Raw genomic sequence first — 16,256 nt, 5'->3', positions numbered from 1 at the left:
CATCCCACAAGATTCCATCACGGCTTCTTGCCCTCGTCCAGAAATGCCTGCACCGCTTCGAACAGTTTTAGCCTGTTCCGCTCCATCAGGATGCTGTGGGTGCCCTCGGCGAGCGCGACGTAGCGCTTGTCCGGCGAGTTCACCAGCAGCGGAAACAGCATCTGTGCCATGTAGGGCGGCGTGTCGCGGTCCCATTCGGCGTGGACCAGCAGGGTTGGCACGGTGATTTTTGAAGGATCGTAATACGGCTTTCCGGCGCCGAAAAAGTCCATGCTGTCCTGCACCACGCCGTTGGGCGCCCGCAGCACCGGCGGGCTCATCGCCGCGCCGACCGGATCGGTTGCAAAGGTCGCATCCGCCCAGGCGTCGAACCAGCCGGCGGGAATCAGGCCGGATTTCTTGTCCTCGGGCACGCCGGCGTACCAGCGCTCCTTGGCCTGCTCGCGATTGACCATCCGGTACGCGCCAAGCTTGCCCGGGCCGGCCTGCACCAGCGACGCCGTCTGCCGGATCCAGGCCGGCGCGTAGAGCACGAGACGTTCGACCTTGGCAGCGTTTTGCGTGGTGTAGGTCGCCATCAGCGTCGTTCCCCACGACCAGCCCAAGAGATTCAGGCGCGGAATGTTGCGGCGCTGCAGGACGAAGTCGACCGCGGCGCCGATGTCCTTGACCGCGGTCTGGCCGGTGACGATGGGGCCATTGGCTTCCGGCTTGTCGGCCATCTCGGCCGGCCGCGTGGACTTGCCGTAGCCGCGCAGGTCCAGCAGCCAGACGTCGTAACCGCGCGCGGCGATGTATTCCATCCATGACATGCCGTCGAGCCTGAGGTCGAACGCCGTCTCGGCGGGATAGGTCGCGCCGTGCACGTAGAGCACGGTCTGCTCGGGCCGGAACGAGGTCATGTCGGCCGGCCGCTTGTTGCGGACATATATTTCGATGCCGGGGTCAGCCGTCCTGACCATCATCTCTTCGGTCACCAGAGCCCTCGTCTGTGCCAGCGCGCGGGAATCGAAAGGAGTGTTGCAAGAACAAAGCCTGCGGTCGCGATTGAATTTTTCATGGGGCCTCCCCGACGCTTTTGTTTTGCTTGGGGGCAAACGTATCGGGGATTTTCGCAACGATATAATAAATTCTTATACCACCCCGCGGTAACACGAAGCATGTCCGCCGCCATTGCGAGCCAGCCGGGCGCGCTGCCTTCGCGGGCACGACGATCTGCGGTGGTATCGACCGGAAGCCTTACCCCTGCGGTTTCACCGAAATCCGGGCGCAGTCGCGGCCGCCCATCAGCACGCAATCCTGCGTCCTGCGGAGATCGGCGATACTGACCGCGAGCCAGATCCCGATGGCGGTCAGCGCCACGGTGAAGGCGAGCGCTGCGACATTGGCCAGCATGCGATGACGGAAATCATCGCCCTCGTCGCGCGGGCGCTCGTAGCGCGACAGGTCGTTCGCGGGCCGCGCGTTGATGGCCGTGCCACTGGTGAATTTAGCCGGGGCGGATTCTTCCCGCGGGATCGGAGGGCGGGCGGAGGTGCGCGGCCGGAATTTGAGCACCACGTGCTCTTCGTCCGAAATAATGGGCCGCTGGGTTTTCACTGCCGACGATCCGCGAAGAAATCCTTGGGTCTGCATAGCATGCCGGCGGCGCTTCCAACACCAAATCTTGTCGCACGCGGGACAGAAATCCCATCACGCAAGGTCTGGAACCCGGCGCGCAGGCCGGCTCAGCCCTGCTTCGGCAGCCGTCCCATCATGTAAAATTCGTCGTTCGGGCGCATCGCGGTGACGTTGGCCAGCCGGTTCGACAGCGCGAAGAAGGCCGCGATCGCGGCGATGTCCCAGATGTCGTCGTCGGAAAAGCCGTGGCCGGTGATTGCGGCAAAATCGGTCTCTGAAACCGTCTCCGCGTCGCGGCTCACTTTCATGGCGAAGTCGAGCATGGCGCGCTGCCGCGGCGTGATGTCGGCCTTGCGGTAGTTGACGGCGATCTGGTCGGCGATGACCGGGTTCTTGGCCCGGATGCGCAGGATCGCGCCATGGGCGATCACGCAATAATGGCACTGGTTGGCGGCGGATGTCGCCACCACGATCATTTCGCGCTCGGCTTTGGTCAGCCCGCTGTCCTTTTCCATCAGCGCATCGTGATAGGCAAAGAAGGCGCGAAATTCATCCGGGCGATAGGCCAGCGTCAGGAAGACGTTTGGCACGAAACCGGATTTTTCCTGCACCGCGAGGATCCGGGTGCGGATGTCCTCCGGCAGCTTGTCGATGGCGGGCGGCTGAAATCGTTGGGACGCAGGCTTGGTCATGAAATGGTTCCGACGTTAAGGCCGCTAGGCGGCATCGCCGGAACCATATATCCTATTGCGGCAAGATCGATACCGGCGCGCGCGAAGAATCCGCGTAAGCGGCTCTCAGCGCAACGGCTTCTTCAACAGCGAGAACCGGTCGGGGTCGAGCCCCATCGAGGGCTGCAGCATCGGCGCTTCCACCGGCGTCATAACGCGGGCGGAAGCGCGGTCGCCGCCGGCGGCGGGATCGCTGCTGGGCGTATCGCGATTGGAGGTGGCGCCGCGCCAGCGCTCCAGGACCGCGGCGACAAAATGCATGTCATGACCGGCGGTGACCGACGGGGTGGACGCGATGGTGGCTTCGCTGCGCGGCAGTTGATGGACCGGAACTTCCTTGAAGCGCAGCCGGGTCGGCAGCGCCACGCCTTCGCCGAACGCCAGCACTTCGCGGGTGCCGAGCGACGGCACGAAAGACAACAGGTTCGCGGCGGCGTCGGAGACCGCCGAGCGCAGCAGCGCCTGGTCGCGGTCGTTGGCGAGGCGCATCGCAAACAGCGTGTTGCATTGCGAGATGATGGTGGCGTCGAGTTCGGCCGGACGTTGGGTGACGAGGCCGAGAAAGACGCCGTATTTGCGGCCTTCCTTCGCGATGCGTGAGACGGCTTTCCGCGTCGGGCCAAACCCGATGTTGCGGTCGGCCGCGGCATAGCGGTGCGCTTCCTCGCAGACGAACAACAGCGGCGAGACGCCGTCGCTCCACAGGCCGAAATCGAACGCCATGCGGCAGAGGACCGACACCACGGAATCGACGACTTCGGCGGGGAAACCGGCGAGCTGCATGATGGTCATCGGCCGGCCGTTGGCAGGCAGCCGGAACAGGTAGCTGATCACTTCCGCCATGGTGTCGCCGCCGACATTGGCGTTGTCGAACATGAAGGTGTAGCGGGGATCGTTGCGCACGGTTTCGATGCGCGAGATCAGCTTGTGGTAGGTGATGCGCGAGGAGCGGTTCTCCAGCTTGCCCATCCGTTCGTCGATCAGCGAAATCAGATCGGACAGGCGATACGGCACCGGCGTATCGACGGTGTAGCCGCCCGACTTGGGGTCCGCGCGCTTGAGACCGATCCGGTCGGAATTCTGGTACTGGGTATAGATTCCCTTCGCCATCGGGATGATTTCGGCGAGCACGTCGAGCTCATCCGGCACGCCCGGGCGGCCGCCGAACAGGACGTCGACGATCTCCTCGAAATTGAACAGCCAGAACGGCAGTTTCAGGTTGCGCGGGTTGAGCACCATCGCGCGGTCGCCGAAGCAGCGGCCGTACTCGTTGTGGACGTCGAGCAGGAAGACCCGCAGGTTCGGCCGCGCCTGCAGGATCTCGTTGAGCAGCAACGAGACGCTGGTCGATTTGCCGACGCCGGTAGAGCCGAGCACCGCAAAATGCTTGGAAAGCATTTCCTCGACGTCGACATAGGCGATCACAGATTTGTCTTGCTGCAGGGTGCCGATATTGATCTGATCCGACCCGCTCGGCGCATAGACCGTGCGAAGATCCTCTGCCGTAACGACCTCGACGGCGTCGCCGATCGTCGGATAATTGGTGACGCCGCGCTGGAATTTGGGACGGTCGCCGCCGGATATTTCGCCAAGCAGATCGACCGATGCGGTCGCCATGTAGTCATCGCCGCTGGCTTGGTTCTCGCACGACACCTCGGTGATCATCGCGATGATCGTGGTGGCCCCCGCGCAGCGAATGCTGATGAAGCGCCCGACAGTAGCGCGGGCTTCGGTGGCGGGCATCGGGCCTGTGGCCAGAAGTCCGACCCGAGCGAGGGAGCCGCGCACGGAAATCACACGTCCGAAGGATGTCACGGTGCTGAATCTCATGAATTGAGGTCTGGCGCCCATTATGGGCAGCCCCGACTAGCGAAACGGTTAAACTCGTGAAGTTTCGTATCGGCTAAATCCGCGCCATCTCGGTCAGGATTCGTTTTCACAACGGTCCGCCGTCGACGCCGCAGAACGTCGATTATGCCTGAAAACATGGGCCTTCTCGCATTTCCGTCCGCACGCGCCGCCGATCCCGGGTTAATCTTTTGTTTACCATCTCGGACAAGAGCCGCATCCGGGCAGGACAATCCGGCAAGCCTGCAAGGCTGCGTCGCGAAAGTAACCTGTACGTGTGAAGAGGTAACCGATCGCTAACCGAAAGTTGTAACTCGCCCTCCATGGGTGCTGCGAAATACTGCCGCGGGGCGCACCATCAGCGGTCCGAGTTCCGTAGCGGACTCATGTCTTGATCCAGAGGTGGATCGATTGAGCAACGAGGGCTGTCGTCAAATGTCGGGCGGTTCGACCGGTTCTGCACTGGGCAGCAGGACCTTCAAACTGCTGGTGCTGTGCGGAGTCCTGCTCGTTGCGATGCTGGCGGCGGATTCGGGAGCGTGGGACCTTCGCGAAAGCGTGCTGCTGGCGCTTGCCGCCGTGCTGGCTGTCATCGCCGGTCTGCTGGTCAGGCGCGACCGCCTGACCGATCAGCGGCTGGCGGCAGAGCGGCGTCAGCTCTCGATCGCCGTGAACAACATCCCGCAGGGCCTCGTGCTCTATGATGCATCCGCGCGGATCATCATCTGCAACCAGCCCTATATCGACATGTTCGGACTATCGCCCGAGGTAGCCAAACCCGGCTGCACCATGCAGCGGCTGATCGCCCATCGCAAGGAAACCGGATCGTTCGACGGCGACGTCGACGCATTCTGCAACGCGATCATCCGGACGGTGTCGCTCGGCAAGGCGACGCGGCAGACTACGGAAGCGCCGGGAGGCCGGGCGATCGAGATCATCAATCGACCGCTCAAGACCGGCGGATGGGTTGCGACGATCGAGGACATCACCGAGCGGCGGCGCGCTGAGCAGAAGATCGCGCATCTGGCGCATTTCGACGGGCTGACCGAACTGCCGAACCGGGTCCTGTTCCGGGAACGGCTGGAACAATCGCTGAAGGCAGTACGGCCGGACGAGCAACTGGCGGTGCTCTACATCGATATCGACGAGTTCAAGGGTATCAACGATGCGCTCGGCCATCCGGTCGGCGATGAGCTGCTCAAGGCCGTCGCCGAGCGCCTGCGCAGTTGTCTCAAGGAGACCGATGTGGCGGCCCGGCTCGGCGGCGACGAGTTCGCCGTCATCCAGACCGCCGTCAGGGAGCGCTCGGAAACCACCGGGCTGGTCGATCGTATCCATGCCGCGATCAGGCAGCCGTTCGAATGCATGGGGCATCTGATCACCACCGATGCCAGCATCGGGATCGCGGTGGCGCCTGTCGATGGCCTGGACCTCGACCAGTTGCTGAAGAACGCCGATCTCGCGCTCTATGGCGCCAAGGGCGACGGCCGGCGGACCTACCGTTTCTTCGAGACGGGCATGGAACATCGCGCCAGGGCACGGCGGAGTCTGGAGCTCGAACTGCGCCAGGCGATCGGCGACGGCGGCTTTGAGGCCCACTATCAGCCGGTCGTCAATCTCGAGGACGGCAAGGTCTCATGCTGCGAGGCGCTGCTGCGGTGGCGGCATCCCGAGCGCGGCATGATTTCGCCGGCGGAATTCATCCCGGTCGCGGAAGACAGCGGCCTGATCAACCAGCTCGGCGTGTGGGTGCTCAATGCCGCCTGCGCCGAGGCGGTGACCTGGCCGGATCACGTTCGCGTTGCGGTCAACGTTTCGCCGGTGCAGTTCAGGAGCCAGTCGTTGGCGTTGAACGTGGCGGCGGCGCTCGCGGCCAGCGGCCTTGCGGCGAGCCGGCTGGAGCTCGAGATCACCGAAGCCGTGTTGATACGCGACGACGACGTGGCGCTCGACATGCTGCATCAGTTGCGCAAGCTGGGCGTCCGGATCGCGTTGGACGATTTCGGCACCGGCTATTCCTCGCTCAGCTATCTGCAGCGTTTCCCGTTCGACAAGATCAAGATCGATCGTTCCTTCATCCAGGACATCGCCGGCCCCGGCGCATCGTCGTCGATCGTCCAGGCGGTGGTGAACATCGCGGCCGCCAGCCATATGACCACGACGGCCGAAGGCGTCGAAACCGAGCAGCAGCGCAATCTGCTCCGCATTCTCGGCTGCACGGAGATGCAGGGCTTTCTGTTCAGTCCGGCGATACCTGCCGACGAGGTGAGGCGACTGTTGCTTTCGCATCGCGGCAAGACCATGTCGGCTGCTTGAAACGCCGGGCGCAGCTTGCTATCCAGTCTGCATAACAAGAAACAGGGCAGGGTGGACCGCGATGAATCGCGACAACGCATCTTGAGAGATCCGGCGCCGGCTTCCGCGCTCTCACCGTTCCGTGTCAGGAACTATCGCTTTCAGTGGCCAGCCGATCTGCTCACCTCGTGGGCGTTTGAGATGGAAACGCTGATTCTCGGCTGGTACGTGCTGGTCGAGACCGGGTCGGTGCTGCTGCTCACTTTGTTCGCCTCGCTCGGCTATGTCGGTACGCTGGTCGCGCCGATGATCGGCGTTGCCGGCGACCGGATCGGTCACCGCGATCTGCTGGCGATGATGCGCGCGGTCTATGCAACGCTCGCCGCCGCGCTGATGATACTGGCGCTGTCGGGTCACCTTGCGCCGCTTTATGTGTTCGTGATCGCGGCGGTGATGGGCGTCGTCCGCCCGTCGGACCTCGGCGTCCGCAGCGCGCTGGTGGCGACCATCATGCCGCACGGCCAGTTGATCGGGGCGATCAGCATCTCGCGGACGACGATGGACACCGCGCGCATCGCCGGTGCGCTGAGCGGCGCCGGATTGTTCGCAGCACTCGGCATGGGTCCGGCCTATGTGGCGATCGTCTGCCTTTATTGCATGGCGACCGCGCTGACGCTGTGCATCGTGGCCCCCGTCAAGCCGCATGCGGCGGGCGAGGCCGCCAGCGAGGCATTGCAGCGCTCGCCGTTGCGCGATCTCAAGGCGGGCGTCGCCTATGTCTGGACCACGCCGCTGATGCAGGCCGCGTTGTGGGTGGCGTTCCTCGCCAATTTGACGGCCTATCCGCTTACCAATGGCCTGCTGCCCTACATCGCCAAGACGGTCTATGGCACCAATCAGACCGGACTCGGCTACCTCTCGGCGAGTTTTGCAATCGGTTCGCTGGCCGGCTCGATCGTGTTGAGCCTGATCCGCGACATCAGGGTGGCCCGGCTGATGATCGGCGCCACCGTCGCGTGGTACGTGACGCTCTTGATCTTCGTGCAGATGCAGACCGTGCCGACCGCCATCCTGTGCCTGATGGTGGCAGGTTTTTCGCAGAGCCTCGCGATGATTTCGGTCGCCGTCATCCTGATGCGGACATCAAGTGAAAACTTCCGCGGCCGGGTGATGGGCGTGCGCATGATGGTAATCTACGGCCTGCCGATCGGCTTGCTGGCCGCCGGCAGCCTGATCGACGAAATCGGCTTTGCCGCGACCGGAACGCTCTACGCGGCGGCCGGCCTCGCCTTGATGCTGGCCGTCGTGCTGCACTGGCGCGCCGACCTCTGGCACGTGCATGCGCCGGCGAATGCGCGGTAGGCCGCCGGCAAGCTCACTGCCTTCCTGATATCGGCTGCCTTCAGCACGGTTCCCACTTCTTCGCCTCGGCGCGAATGAAGGGCGTCGACATCCGCTGGTGAAACTGCCGACCGGCATAGCGCCATGCAAGGCGCCTTCCACCGATACAGATTGTTTGTTGACTGGACCTTGTAATTTATACAAACGTACAAAAGTCGACAGTCGAAAGCCAATGCGATGACGCGAAATCCGAACATGCGGGAAGCCATCCTGAGCGCGGCTGAGCTGCTTTTCTCGACGCACGGCTTCAATGCCGTATCGATCCGCGACATCGCGTTGGAGGCCGGCGCCAATCCGGGCAGCATCACCTATCATTTCAAGAGCAAGGACGGCCTGCTGCTCGAAATCTACAAGCGCCATTGCGGGCCGATGAACAGGCGCCGCATCGAGTTGCTGGTGGCAGCAAGGCGCGTGCGTGACGTTCAGGACCGGCTGGAAGCGATCGTGCGCGCCTATGTGCAGCCGGCGTTTTCCTCGAGCACCGATCTTGCCGGCGGCGGCGCGCGGTTTACGCGGCTGCGGGCGGTGATGTCGGCGGAGGGCAACGCCGTGGTGGGGCGGATCATTGCCGAGATTTTCGACGACACCACAAACGCCTTCATCGAAGCGATCGAGGAAAGCCTGCCGCATCTGCCGCGAACGACGATCGTGTGGCGGTCGCAATTCCTGCTCGGCGCGCTCTATTATACGCTCGTCAATCCGGAGCGGGTGACGCGGCTGTCGCGCGGCGAAGCCGACGGCGCCGATATGGCGGAAGCGATCGAGCAACTCGTCTCGGCGACGGTCGCCTCGCTGCGCGCATCCGATATCGATCACATCGACAGCCGGGCAAGGCCGGTGCAGCCCTCCGTAAAAGGTGCTGTGGCCAAGCGAAGAGAAAATTCGGCGAATTAGATTGCGCGAAGGCCATCCCGCGCGCTCAACACTGCAGAAGGCACCATGGACAAGCCGACCATTCCCGGACCCGATCCCGATACGCGAACGCCGAAATTCAAGCTTCCGGCGCTGGCATGTGACGCCCATACCCACATCTTCGGTCCCGGCGACAAATATCCCTACGCCCCGGGCCGGCCCTATACGCCGCCGGATGCGCCGCTGGAGGATTTCCGCGCCCTGCATAAAAAACTCGGGATCGGCCGCGCCGTCATCGTCAATGCCAGCGTGCACGGCACCGACAACCGGGTGGCGCTGGACGCCATCGCGGTCAGCGACGGCACGTTTCGCGCCGTCGCCAATATCGACGACAGCATCGCCGAGCGGGGTCTTCGCGATCTGCACGAAGGCGGGTTTCGCGGCTGCCGCTTCAACTTCGTGCGCCATCTCGGCGGCGTGCCCGATATGAGGGTGTTTCACCGCATCGTCTCCATGGTGGCGCCGCTCGGCTGGCATATCGATCTGCACTTCGATGCGATCGATTTGCCCGAATATGCGCAGATGCTGGCCAAGCTGCCGGTCCGCTACACCATCGATCACATGGGGCGGGTCAAGGCCTCCGACGGCCTCGAACAGCTGCCGTTCCGGACGCTGATCGACCTGATGCAGCGCGACGAAAAATGCTGGGTCAAGGTGTGCGGCTGCGAACGGGTGTCGTCGGGCGGTCCGCCGTTCCACGACGCGGTGCCGTTCGCGCGCCGCATCATTGAAACCGCGCCCGATCGCGTGATCTGGGGAACCGACTGGCCGCATCCCAATGTGAAGGTGATGCCCAATGACGGCGACCTGGTCGATCTGATCCCGCTGTTTGCACCGGAGCCCGAGTTGCAGCAGAAGATCCTGGTCGACAATCCGGCGCGGCTGTTCGAGTTTTGAGGGAGCGTTGGCGATGGCGGACAAGCGCAAGCGATATGCAATGAGCCAGTGCCGGGCGTTGTTCGCCCTCGCTGCGCTGGCCCTGGCCTTGTTGCTGCCGCACGTCGCCGACGCGCAAAATTATCCGAACAAGCCGGTACGGCTGATCCTGCCGTTCGGCGCCGGCGGGGTCGCCGACGTCACGGCAAGGCTGGTCACCGAAAAACTCGGCGACAAGCTCGGCCAGCGTTTTGTCATCGAGAACATGCCGGGCGCCGGCGGCATCAATGCCGCCCGCGCCGTGCTGTCCGCGCCCGCGGATGGCTATACGCTGGCGCTTTTCTCCAACGGCACCGCCATCTCGGTGTCGCTGTTCAAAAGCCTCGGCTTCAACCCGGTGACCGATTTCGTTCCGGTGTCGAGCATGGGCTATTTCGACTTCATCTTCGTCACCCAGGCCGGTTCGCCGTATCCGACGCTGGGCGAATTCATCAAGGCAGCGAAGGCAAAGCCCGCCGCACTCAATGTCGGCACCATCAATGTCGGATCGACGCAGAATCTTTCGGCGCAACTGTTCAAATCGACCGCCGGCGTCGATGTCACCATCGTGCCATTCCGCAGCTCGCCGGACGTGCTGATCGCGCTGTTGCGCGGCGATATCCAGATGGCGATCGAAAACTACACGGCGGTGCAGTCGCATGTCACCGACAAGGCCGCCATTGCGGTAGCGTCTTCAGGCACCAACCGCACCACGTTCCTGCCCGCGGTGCCGACGGTGAAGGAAGCCGGCGGCGGCGATTTCGAGGCGCGGTCCTGGAATGCGATCTTCGCGCCCAAGGGAACGCCGCCGGACGCGATCAAGACGCTCAACGCCGCGCTGCGCGAGGTGCTCGACATGCCGGATTTGAAGAAGCGCGCGCTGGATCTCGGCATCGAGGCTAAGGCCAGTTCGCCCGAGGAAATTCTGGATCGGCTCAAGAGCGACATCGACAAATGGGCCGCGGTGATCGACCGCGCGGGAATTGCCAAACAATAGTCGCGGCGCCGGGACGGCCGGCGATACGTAACGAACAAGGAGGAAATCCATGAGCAATACCGGCAAGACGGGCCTGGTGGTCACGGCGCATCCCGGCGATTTCGTCTGGCGCGCGGGCGGCGCGATCGCGCTGCATGTCAAGAAGGGCTATCGCGTCAAGATCGCCTGCCTGTCGTTCGGCGAGCGTGGCGAAAGCCAGTTCGCCTGGAAGGAGGCGGGCGCGACCATGGAAAAGGTCAAGGCCGGCCGCCGCGACGAGGCCGAGCGCGCCGCCGACATGCTGGGGGCCGAAATCGAATTCTTCGACGCCGGCGACTATCCGCTGCGGCTCACCGAGGCCCATTTCGACCGCATGGTCGATATCTACCGCGAACTCAATCCGTCCTTCGTGCTGACGCATGCGCTGGAGGACCCCTATAATTTCGATCATCCGAACGCCGCGCATTTCGCCCAGGAAACCCGCGTGGTCGCGCAGGCGATGGGCCACAAGCCCGGCGCCAAATACACCTATTCGGCCCCGCCGGTGTTTTTGTTCGAGCCGCACCAGCCGGAGATGTGCAATTTCAAGCCGCAGGTGATCCTCAACATCGACGAGGTCTGGGAGATCAAACGCAAGACGTTTGAAATTCTCGCCGCGCAAAAACACCTGTGGGCCTACTATGAGCGCGTGGCGCTGCAGCGCGGCGTGCAGGGCGGCCGCAATACCGGCAAGCCGATGACCTATGGCGAGGCCTATCAGCAGCTGTTCCCGATGGCGATGGAGGAACTGGCATGAAGACGGTCGTCATCCGAATGATCGACAAGCTAAGGGATCACTGAAGTGGCGATGCGCCTGCGCACCTTGCTCGGCGACCACCCCGGTACGGCTGCGCTCAAGAACGGGTCGATCCGCTCGAATCTCGTCGAGTTGGACTTCGTGCCGTATTCGCCGACCAACAAGGGTTTCAAGCCCATGGTCCGTGAAGCCGCGTTCGACGTCTCCGAGATGGCGATCGTCACCTATCTGATGGCAAGATCCTTTGACAAGCCGATGGTGCTGTTGCCGGATGTCGTGCTGGCGCGCTTCCAGCATGGCCACGCGCTGTATCATGCCAAGGCTGGAAAACTCAGCCCCCACGACCTCAACGGCAAGCGCGTCGGCATCCGTTCCTTCACCACCACCACCGGCGCCTGGCTGCGCGGCATCCTCGCCAATGATGACGGCGTCGATCTGGATTCGATCGACTGGGTGACGTTCGAGGACGCGCATGTCGCCGAATTCGTCGATACGACCAAGCGGGCGGGCGCGGGCAAGCAGATTATCCAGATGCTGGTCGATGGCGAACTCGATGCGGTGCTGGGCGAGAAATCGGACCACCCGGATGTGAAGCCGCTGTTTGCCGATATCGCGGCGGAAGAGAAGGCGTGGTTCGGGAAGCACAAGGTGGTGCCGATCAATCACATGGTGGTGGCGAGCCGGACCCTGTCCGAGCAGCATCCGGACGTGGTGCGGGAAGTTCACCGGATGCTCGCCGAATCCGCCGCCGCGTCATCCGCTGCACCCCGGTTTGACCGGCACGAAATGCAGCGTTCGCTGGAGCTGATCATCACATATTCTGCGCAGCAAAAGCTCATTCCGCGTGCGTTCGCCGTTGACGAGTTGTTCGACGACGTGACGCGAGCGCTCAGGTAACCGCGCGCGCAGCCGTCATCGCCCGGCCTTGCGCGCAATTGCGCACTAGGACCGGGCGACCCGGTACGCTGCGGCCTCTCGGTCGAACACGAGCGAAAATGTCGACGCAATCAGGAGCGATACAATGACCCCGGAGCCGATCTTCGATCTCGCCCATCTCGGCCACCTCGAACTGCTGACGCCGAAGCCGGACGAAAGCCTGAAGTTCTTCGTCGACGTCATGGGCATGACGGTCAGCGGCCAGAAGGGAGACTCGGTCTACCTGCGCGGCTGGGACGATTATGAGCGCTATTCGCTGAAGCTGACGGCGTCCAGAACCTCAGGCATGGAGCACATGGCGTTGCGTACGCGCAGCCCGCAGGCGCTGGAGCGCCGGGTCGCCGCGCTGAAGGGCTCCGGCTTCGGCATCGGCTGGGTCGATGGCGACATGGGGCAGGGCCCGGCGTTTCGCTGCCGTGATCCGGACGGCCACATCGTCGAACTCTATTACGAGACCGAATGGTACCAGGCGCCGCCCGAACTGAAACCGGCGCTGAAGAACCAGGCGCAACGGTTTCCGGCGCGCGGCGTCAACGTCCGTCGTCTCGACCACCTCAATTGCCTGGCGGTCGACATCAGGGCCAACCGGCTCTTCTTCGAAAATTATCTCGGCCTGCGCACCACCGAGCAGATCGTGCTCAACGACGGCACGGAAGCCGCGATGTGGATGACGATGTCGAACAAGAGCTACGATTTCGCCTACACCCGCGACCACTACGGCAAGGCCGGCCGCTTCCACCACGTCACCTACGCGCTCGACAGCCGCGAGGAAATCCTGCGCGCCGCCGACATCTTCCTGGAAAACGGCGTCTACATCGAAACCGGCCCGCACAAGCACGCGATCCAGCAAACCTTCTTCCTCTATGTCTGGGAGCCCGGCGGCAACCGCGTCGAAGTCGCCAACGCCGGCGCCCGCCTCATCCTCGCCCCTGACTGGAAGCCGATCGTCTGGACCGAGGAGGAGCGCAAGAAGGGCCAGGCGTGGGGGCTGAAGACGATCGAGTCGTTCCATACGCACGGAACGCCGCCGGTGTGAAATCCGTGTCTTCGCTTCCTGCTTCTGGTGTCGATTCTTTCTGCGCACATACGCGTTCGCGTGGGTGCGCGGAGGCAAGCTCGGCTCCGCGATCGGAAAAGTAACAGGAACTGTTCTGCCAGCACTAGAATGATTCCAGTCTGATGCTGCCGTGCAACACATGGCTGCGCGCTCGCGAGATTTCGAGCCATTCCAAAACCTAAACAGCGCACGATCAGCTATCCGTTCGAAAGCATTTCTGCTGCTGCCGAACGGGGACACCAAGAATATGATTTCAGGTTTTGCCTTGCGATCGATGCTGGGCACCGCGGGTGCCCTGTTGCTGGTGGCGGACATCGCAGGCGAGGCCGCGGCGCAGTCGTCTTTGCCGCCGGTCACGGTTGACGCACCTGCGGCGCGAAACCCCGCACGAAATCAGGGCGCGACGACGACCAGCGCGCCGCGGACCCGCGCTGTGAACAGGGCGAGGCAGACGAACCGCAACGCGGCGCCACTCCCGCAAAACGCGGACGGCAGTGCGTCGCGCGGGACCGAAAATCCGCAAGGTCCCTTGAACGGCTACGTCGCCAACCGAACCCTGAGCGGCACCAAGACCAACACCCCGCTCCGCGAAATCCCGCAGTCGGTCTCGGTGATCGGCGCCGACCAGATTCGCGATCAGAAGCCGCAGTCGTTCGACCAGATCCTGCGCTACACGCCGGGCGTCAGCGGCGAGGTTTTCGGCGCGGATACCCGCAATGACTGGTTCCTGCTGCGCGGCTTTCGCGCGCAGCAGGATGCCACCTTTCTCGACGGCTTGCCGTTATTCAACACGGCTTTTGCGACGTGGAAGCTGCAGCCGTTCGGACTTGAACGCGTCGAGGTGCTTCGTGGCCCCTCATCGGTGCTCTACGGCGGCGGATCGCCGGGCGGCGTTGTGAACGCCGTCAGTAAGATGCCTGTGGCCGAACCGATCCGTTACATCGAAACCGGCGTGAATTCCTTCGGCAACGGCTATGTGGCGTTCGATGTCAATGAACGCTTCCGGCTTCCGCCGGGAACCGGAACGCTGGACGGCCGCGTCGTCGGCATGGTCAAGGGCGGCGGCACGCAGGTCGATTTCACCCAGGACAACAGCTACTTTATCGCGCCCAGCTTCACCTACCGGCCGGATTTTGATACCCGCTTCACCGTTCTGGCGTCGGCGTCGAAGGACAGGACCAACGGCAACAACTGGCTGCCGTATGAGGGCAGCGTCGTGAACGCCCCCTACGGCAAGATCCCGACCAAGCTGTTCCAGAGCGAACCCGGCCAGGACTATTTTATGCGCGGGCAGACGATGATCGGATACCAGTTCGAGAAGGACTTCTCGAACGGCCTGACGTTCCGCCAGAACGCGCGCTACGCCCATGTCGAAACCAACATCAACTCCTACATTGGCAACGACAACGTCACTCCGTCTTCCAACGCGCAGTTGCAGCGCTACCACTTCTTCACCAACGGGTCGGCTGACCTCGGCACCATCGACACGCAGCTCGAGGGCCGCTTCAATACCGGCGCCATCAGCCATACGGTGCTGGCGGGCGTGGACCTGAAGAAGTATCGGCTGGACGATTATCAGGCTTCGGGAGGCGGCAACCCGCTGAGCATATTCAACCCGGTCTATGGCGGTACCGTCACGGGCGTGACGCCGTACCTCAACCGTATCCTCGATCAGGGACAGCTCGGCGTGTACTTGCAGGACCAGATGAAGCTCGACCGCTTTACCCTGGTGCTGAGCGGCCGCAACGACTGGGTCGAGACTGAGCAATTCAACAGGCTTGCCGTGCCGAACACCTCTCGCGACACCAGCAAGGCAACGGGCAGGGCTGGCTTGATCTATGACGTGGGCTTTGGTCTCTCGCCCTACGTGTCCTACGCCACCGGTTTCAATCCGGTGATCGGAACGACGGCAACGGGTCAGTTCTTCACGCCGGAAGAGTCCAAGCAAATCGAGGCCGGTGCGAAGTGGGAGCCCGCAGGCTTCAATGGATACATCACCGGTGCCTGGTTTGATCTTCGCAAGACCAACGCGCTCACGGTCGATCCGAACTCGCCCTTCAACCAGGTCCAGAACGGCGAAGTGACGTCGCGTGGCTTCGAACTGAGCATGACGACCAACCTGACCCCCGAGTTCAAGATGGTCGGATCGGTCTCTTCCTACGACCTGTTCATCAGCCAGGACGTAAATGCAGCGCTGCTCGGCAAGCGGCCGGTCGCGATGCCGACAAGGCTGGCGTCGCTGTGGGGCGACTACACGTTCCGCACCGGATGGCTCGCCGGCTTCGGCTTCGGCGGTGGCGTGCGTCATATCGGCGATTCCTTCGCCGATCAGGCCAATACCCTGGCGGTTCCGTCGCGGACACTTTTCGATGCGGCGGTGCATTACGAGTATCAGCAGTGGCGCGCGGCCCTGAACGTCACCAACGTGGCCGACAAGATTTTCGTATCGAGCTGCGACGGTACCACGGCCTGCTTCTACGGCGAGCGGCGCAAGGCGTTGCTTAGCCTGGGATACCGCTGGTAATCATCGGACGCTGGTGTGGCGCGCCGGACTGGAAGCCGGTCATCTGGACTGGGGAAGAACGCCAGAACGGCGAGGCGTGGCGCTGAGGGCGATCGAGTCGCTGCATACCCATGGGACGCCGCCGGTGTAAACGGCGTACGCGAGTATCATCGGCACTGACAAAATTGCGGCGAGGGCAATCGAACAAGCGAGCCTTGCGGCCTCGCCGTCGCACGCCATCTTGATCAAATGGCGAAACGGCAATG

At 63.2% G+C, this 16,256-nt stretch carries 12 protein-coding genes and 2 pseudogenes; 10 read left to right on the top strand and 4 right to left on the bottom strand.

Annotated features, from left to right (window positions below):
• Window positions 1-17: 17 nt before the first annotated feature.
• The 4 genes from QUH67_RS21810 to QUH67_RS21795 all read right to left on the bottom strand — a co-directional run bounded on the left by QUH67_RS21810 (window position 18) and on the right by QUH67_RS21795 (window position 4,181).
• A complete protein-coding gene (locus QUH67_RS21810) occupies window positions 18-977 on the bottom strand; it encodes an alpha/beta hydrolase (RefSeq protein WP_300941109.1) in 960 nt (319 codons plus the stop codon).
• 262 nt (window positions 978-1,239) lie between these two features.
• The gene (locus QUH67_RS21805; protein WP_300941107.1) at window positions 1,240-1,599 is read right to left on the bottom strand and encodes a hypothetical protein; all 360 of its coding nucleotides are present in this window, start codon (window positions 1,597-1,599) and stop codon (window positions 1,240-1,242) included.
• Window positions 1,600-1,727: 128 nt separating this feature from the next.
• Window positions 1,728-2,312: a peroxidase-related enzyme gene (locus tag QUH67_RS21800; protein ID WP_300941105.1), complete on the bottom strand. Its 585-nt coding sequence runs from the start codon at window positions 2,310-2,312 to the stop codon at window positions 1,728-1,730.
• A 105-nt stretch (window positions 2,313-2,417) separates the two neighbouring features.
• Complete coding sequence (locus tag QUH67_RS21795) at window positions 2,418-4,181, bottom strand: ATP-binding protein (RefSeq protein WP_300941104.1); 1,764 nt, start codon at window positions 4,179-4,181, stop codon at window positions 2,418-2,420.
• 519 nt (window positions 4,182-4,700) lie between these two features.
• Between QUH67_RS21795 and QUH67_RS21790 the strand changes: the two are divergent.
• From QUH67_RS21790 to QUH67_RS34990, 10 genes and pseudogenes are all read left to right on the top strand, one after another.
• Window positions 4,701-6,515, top strand: a pseudogene (locus QUH67_RS21790) (putative bifunctional diguanylate cyclase/phosphodiesterase); the annotation flags it as partial.
• Window positions 6,516-6,596: 81 nt separating this feature from the next.
• Entirely contained in the window at window positions 6,597-7,856 is a 1,260-nt protein-coding gene (locus QUH67_RS21785) for an MFS transporter (protein WP_300941102.1), read from the top strand.
• Window positions 7,857-8,072: 216 nt separating this feature from the next.
• The gene (locus QUH67_RS21780) at window positions 8,073-8,789 is read left to right on the top strand and encodes a TetR/AcrR family transcriptional regulator (RefSeq protein WP_300941100.1); all 717 of its coding nucleotides are present in this window, start codon (window positions 8,073-8,075) and stop codon (window positions 8,787-8,789) included.
• Between the two features lie 45 nt (window positions 8,790-8,834).
• Window positions 8,835-9,704, top strand: a complete 870-nt coding sequence (locus QUH67_RS21775; protein WP_300941098.1) for an amidohydrolase family protein — start codon at window positions 8,835-8,837, stop codon at window positions 9,702-9,704.
• Window positions 9,705-9,717: 13 nt separating this feature from the next.
• Window positions 9,718-10,719: a Bug family tripartite tricarboxylate transporter substrate binding protein gene (locus tag QUH67_RS21770; protein ID WP_300941097.1), complete on the top strand. Its 1,002-nt coding sequence runs from the start codon at window positions 9,718-9,720 to the stop codon at window positions 10,717-10,719.
• A gap of 49 nt (window positions 10,720-10,768) precedes the next feature.
• A complete protein-coding gene (locus tag QUH67_RS21765) occupies window positions 10,769-11,494 on the top strand; it encodes a PIG-L deacetylase family protein (RefSeq protein WP_300941095.1) in 726 nt (241 codons plus the stop codon).
• Window positions 11,495-11,545: 51 nt separating this feature from the next.
• Entirely contained in the window at window positions 11,546-12,391 is an 846-nt protein-coding gene (locus QUH67_RS21760) for a substrate-binding domain-containing protein (RefSeq protein WP_300948127.1), read from the top strand.
• A gap of 124 nt (window positions 12,392-12,515) precedes the next feature.
• Window positions 12,516-13,466 carry a catechol 2,3-dioxygenase gene (locus QUH67_RS21755; protein ID WP_300941093.1) on the top strand — a complete coding sequence of 317 codons (951 nt, stop codon included), beginning with the start codon at window positions 12,516-12,518 and terminating at the stop codon, window positions 13,464-13,466.
• 268 nt (window positions 13,467-13,734) lie between these two features.
• On the top strand, window positions 13,735-16,011 hold the full coding sequence (locus QUH67_RS21750; protein ID WP_300941092.1) for a TonB-dependent siderophore receptor: 2,277 nt from the start codon (window positions 13,735-13,737) through the stop codon (window positions 16,009-16,011).
• Between the two features lie 20 nt (window positions 16,012-16,031).
• Window positions 16,032-16,141: pseudogene (locus tag QUH67_RS34990) on the top strand (catechol 2,3-dioxygenase); the annotation flags it as partial.
• Window positions 16,142-16,256: the final 115 nt, after the last annotated feature.

The organism is Bradyrhizobium roseum (assembly GCF_030413175.1).
Classification (GTDB): Bacteria; Pseudomonadota; Alphaproteobacteria; order Rhizobiales; family Xanthobacteraceae; genus Bradyrhizobium; species Bradyrhizobium roseum.
Note: the sequence above shows the minus strand (reverse complement) of the source record. Positions and strands in the feature narration are given on the sequence as shown.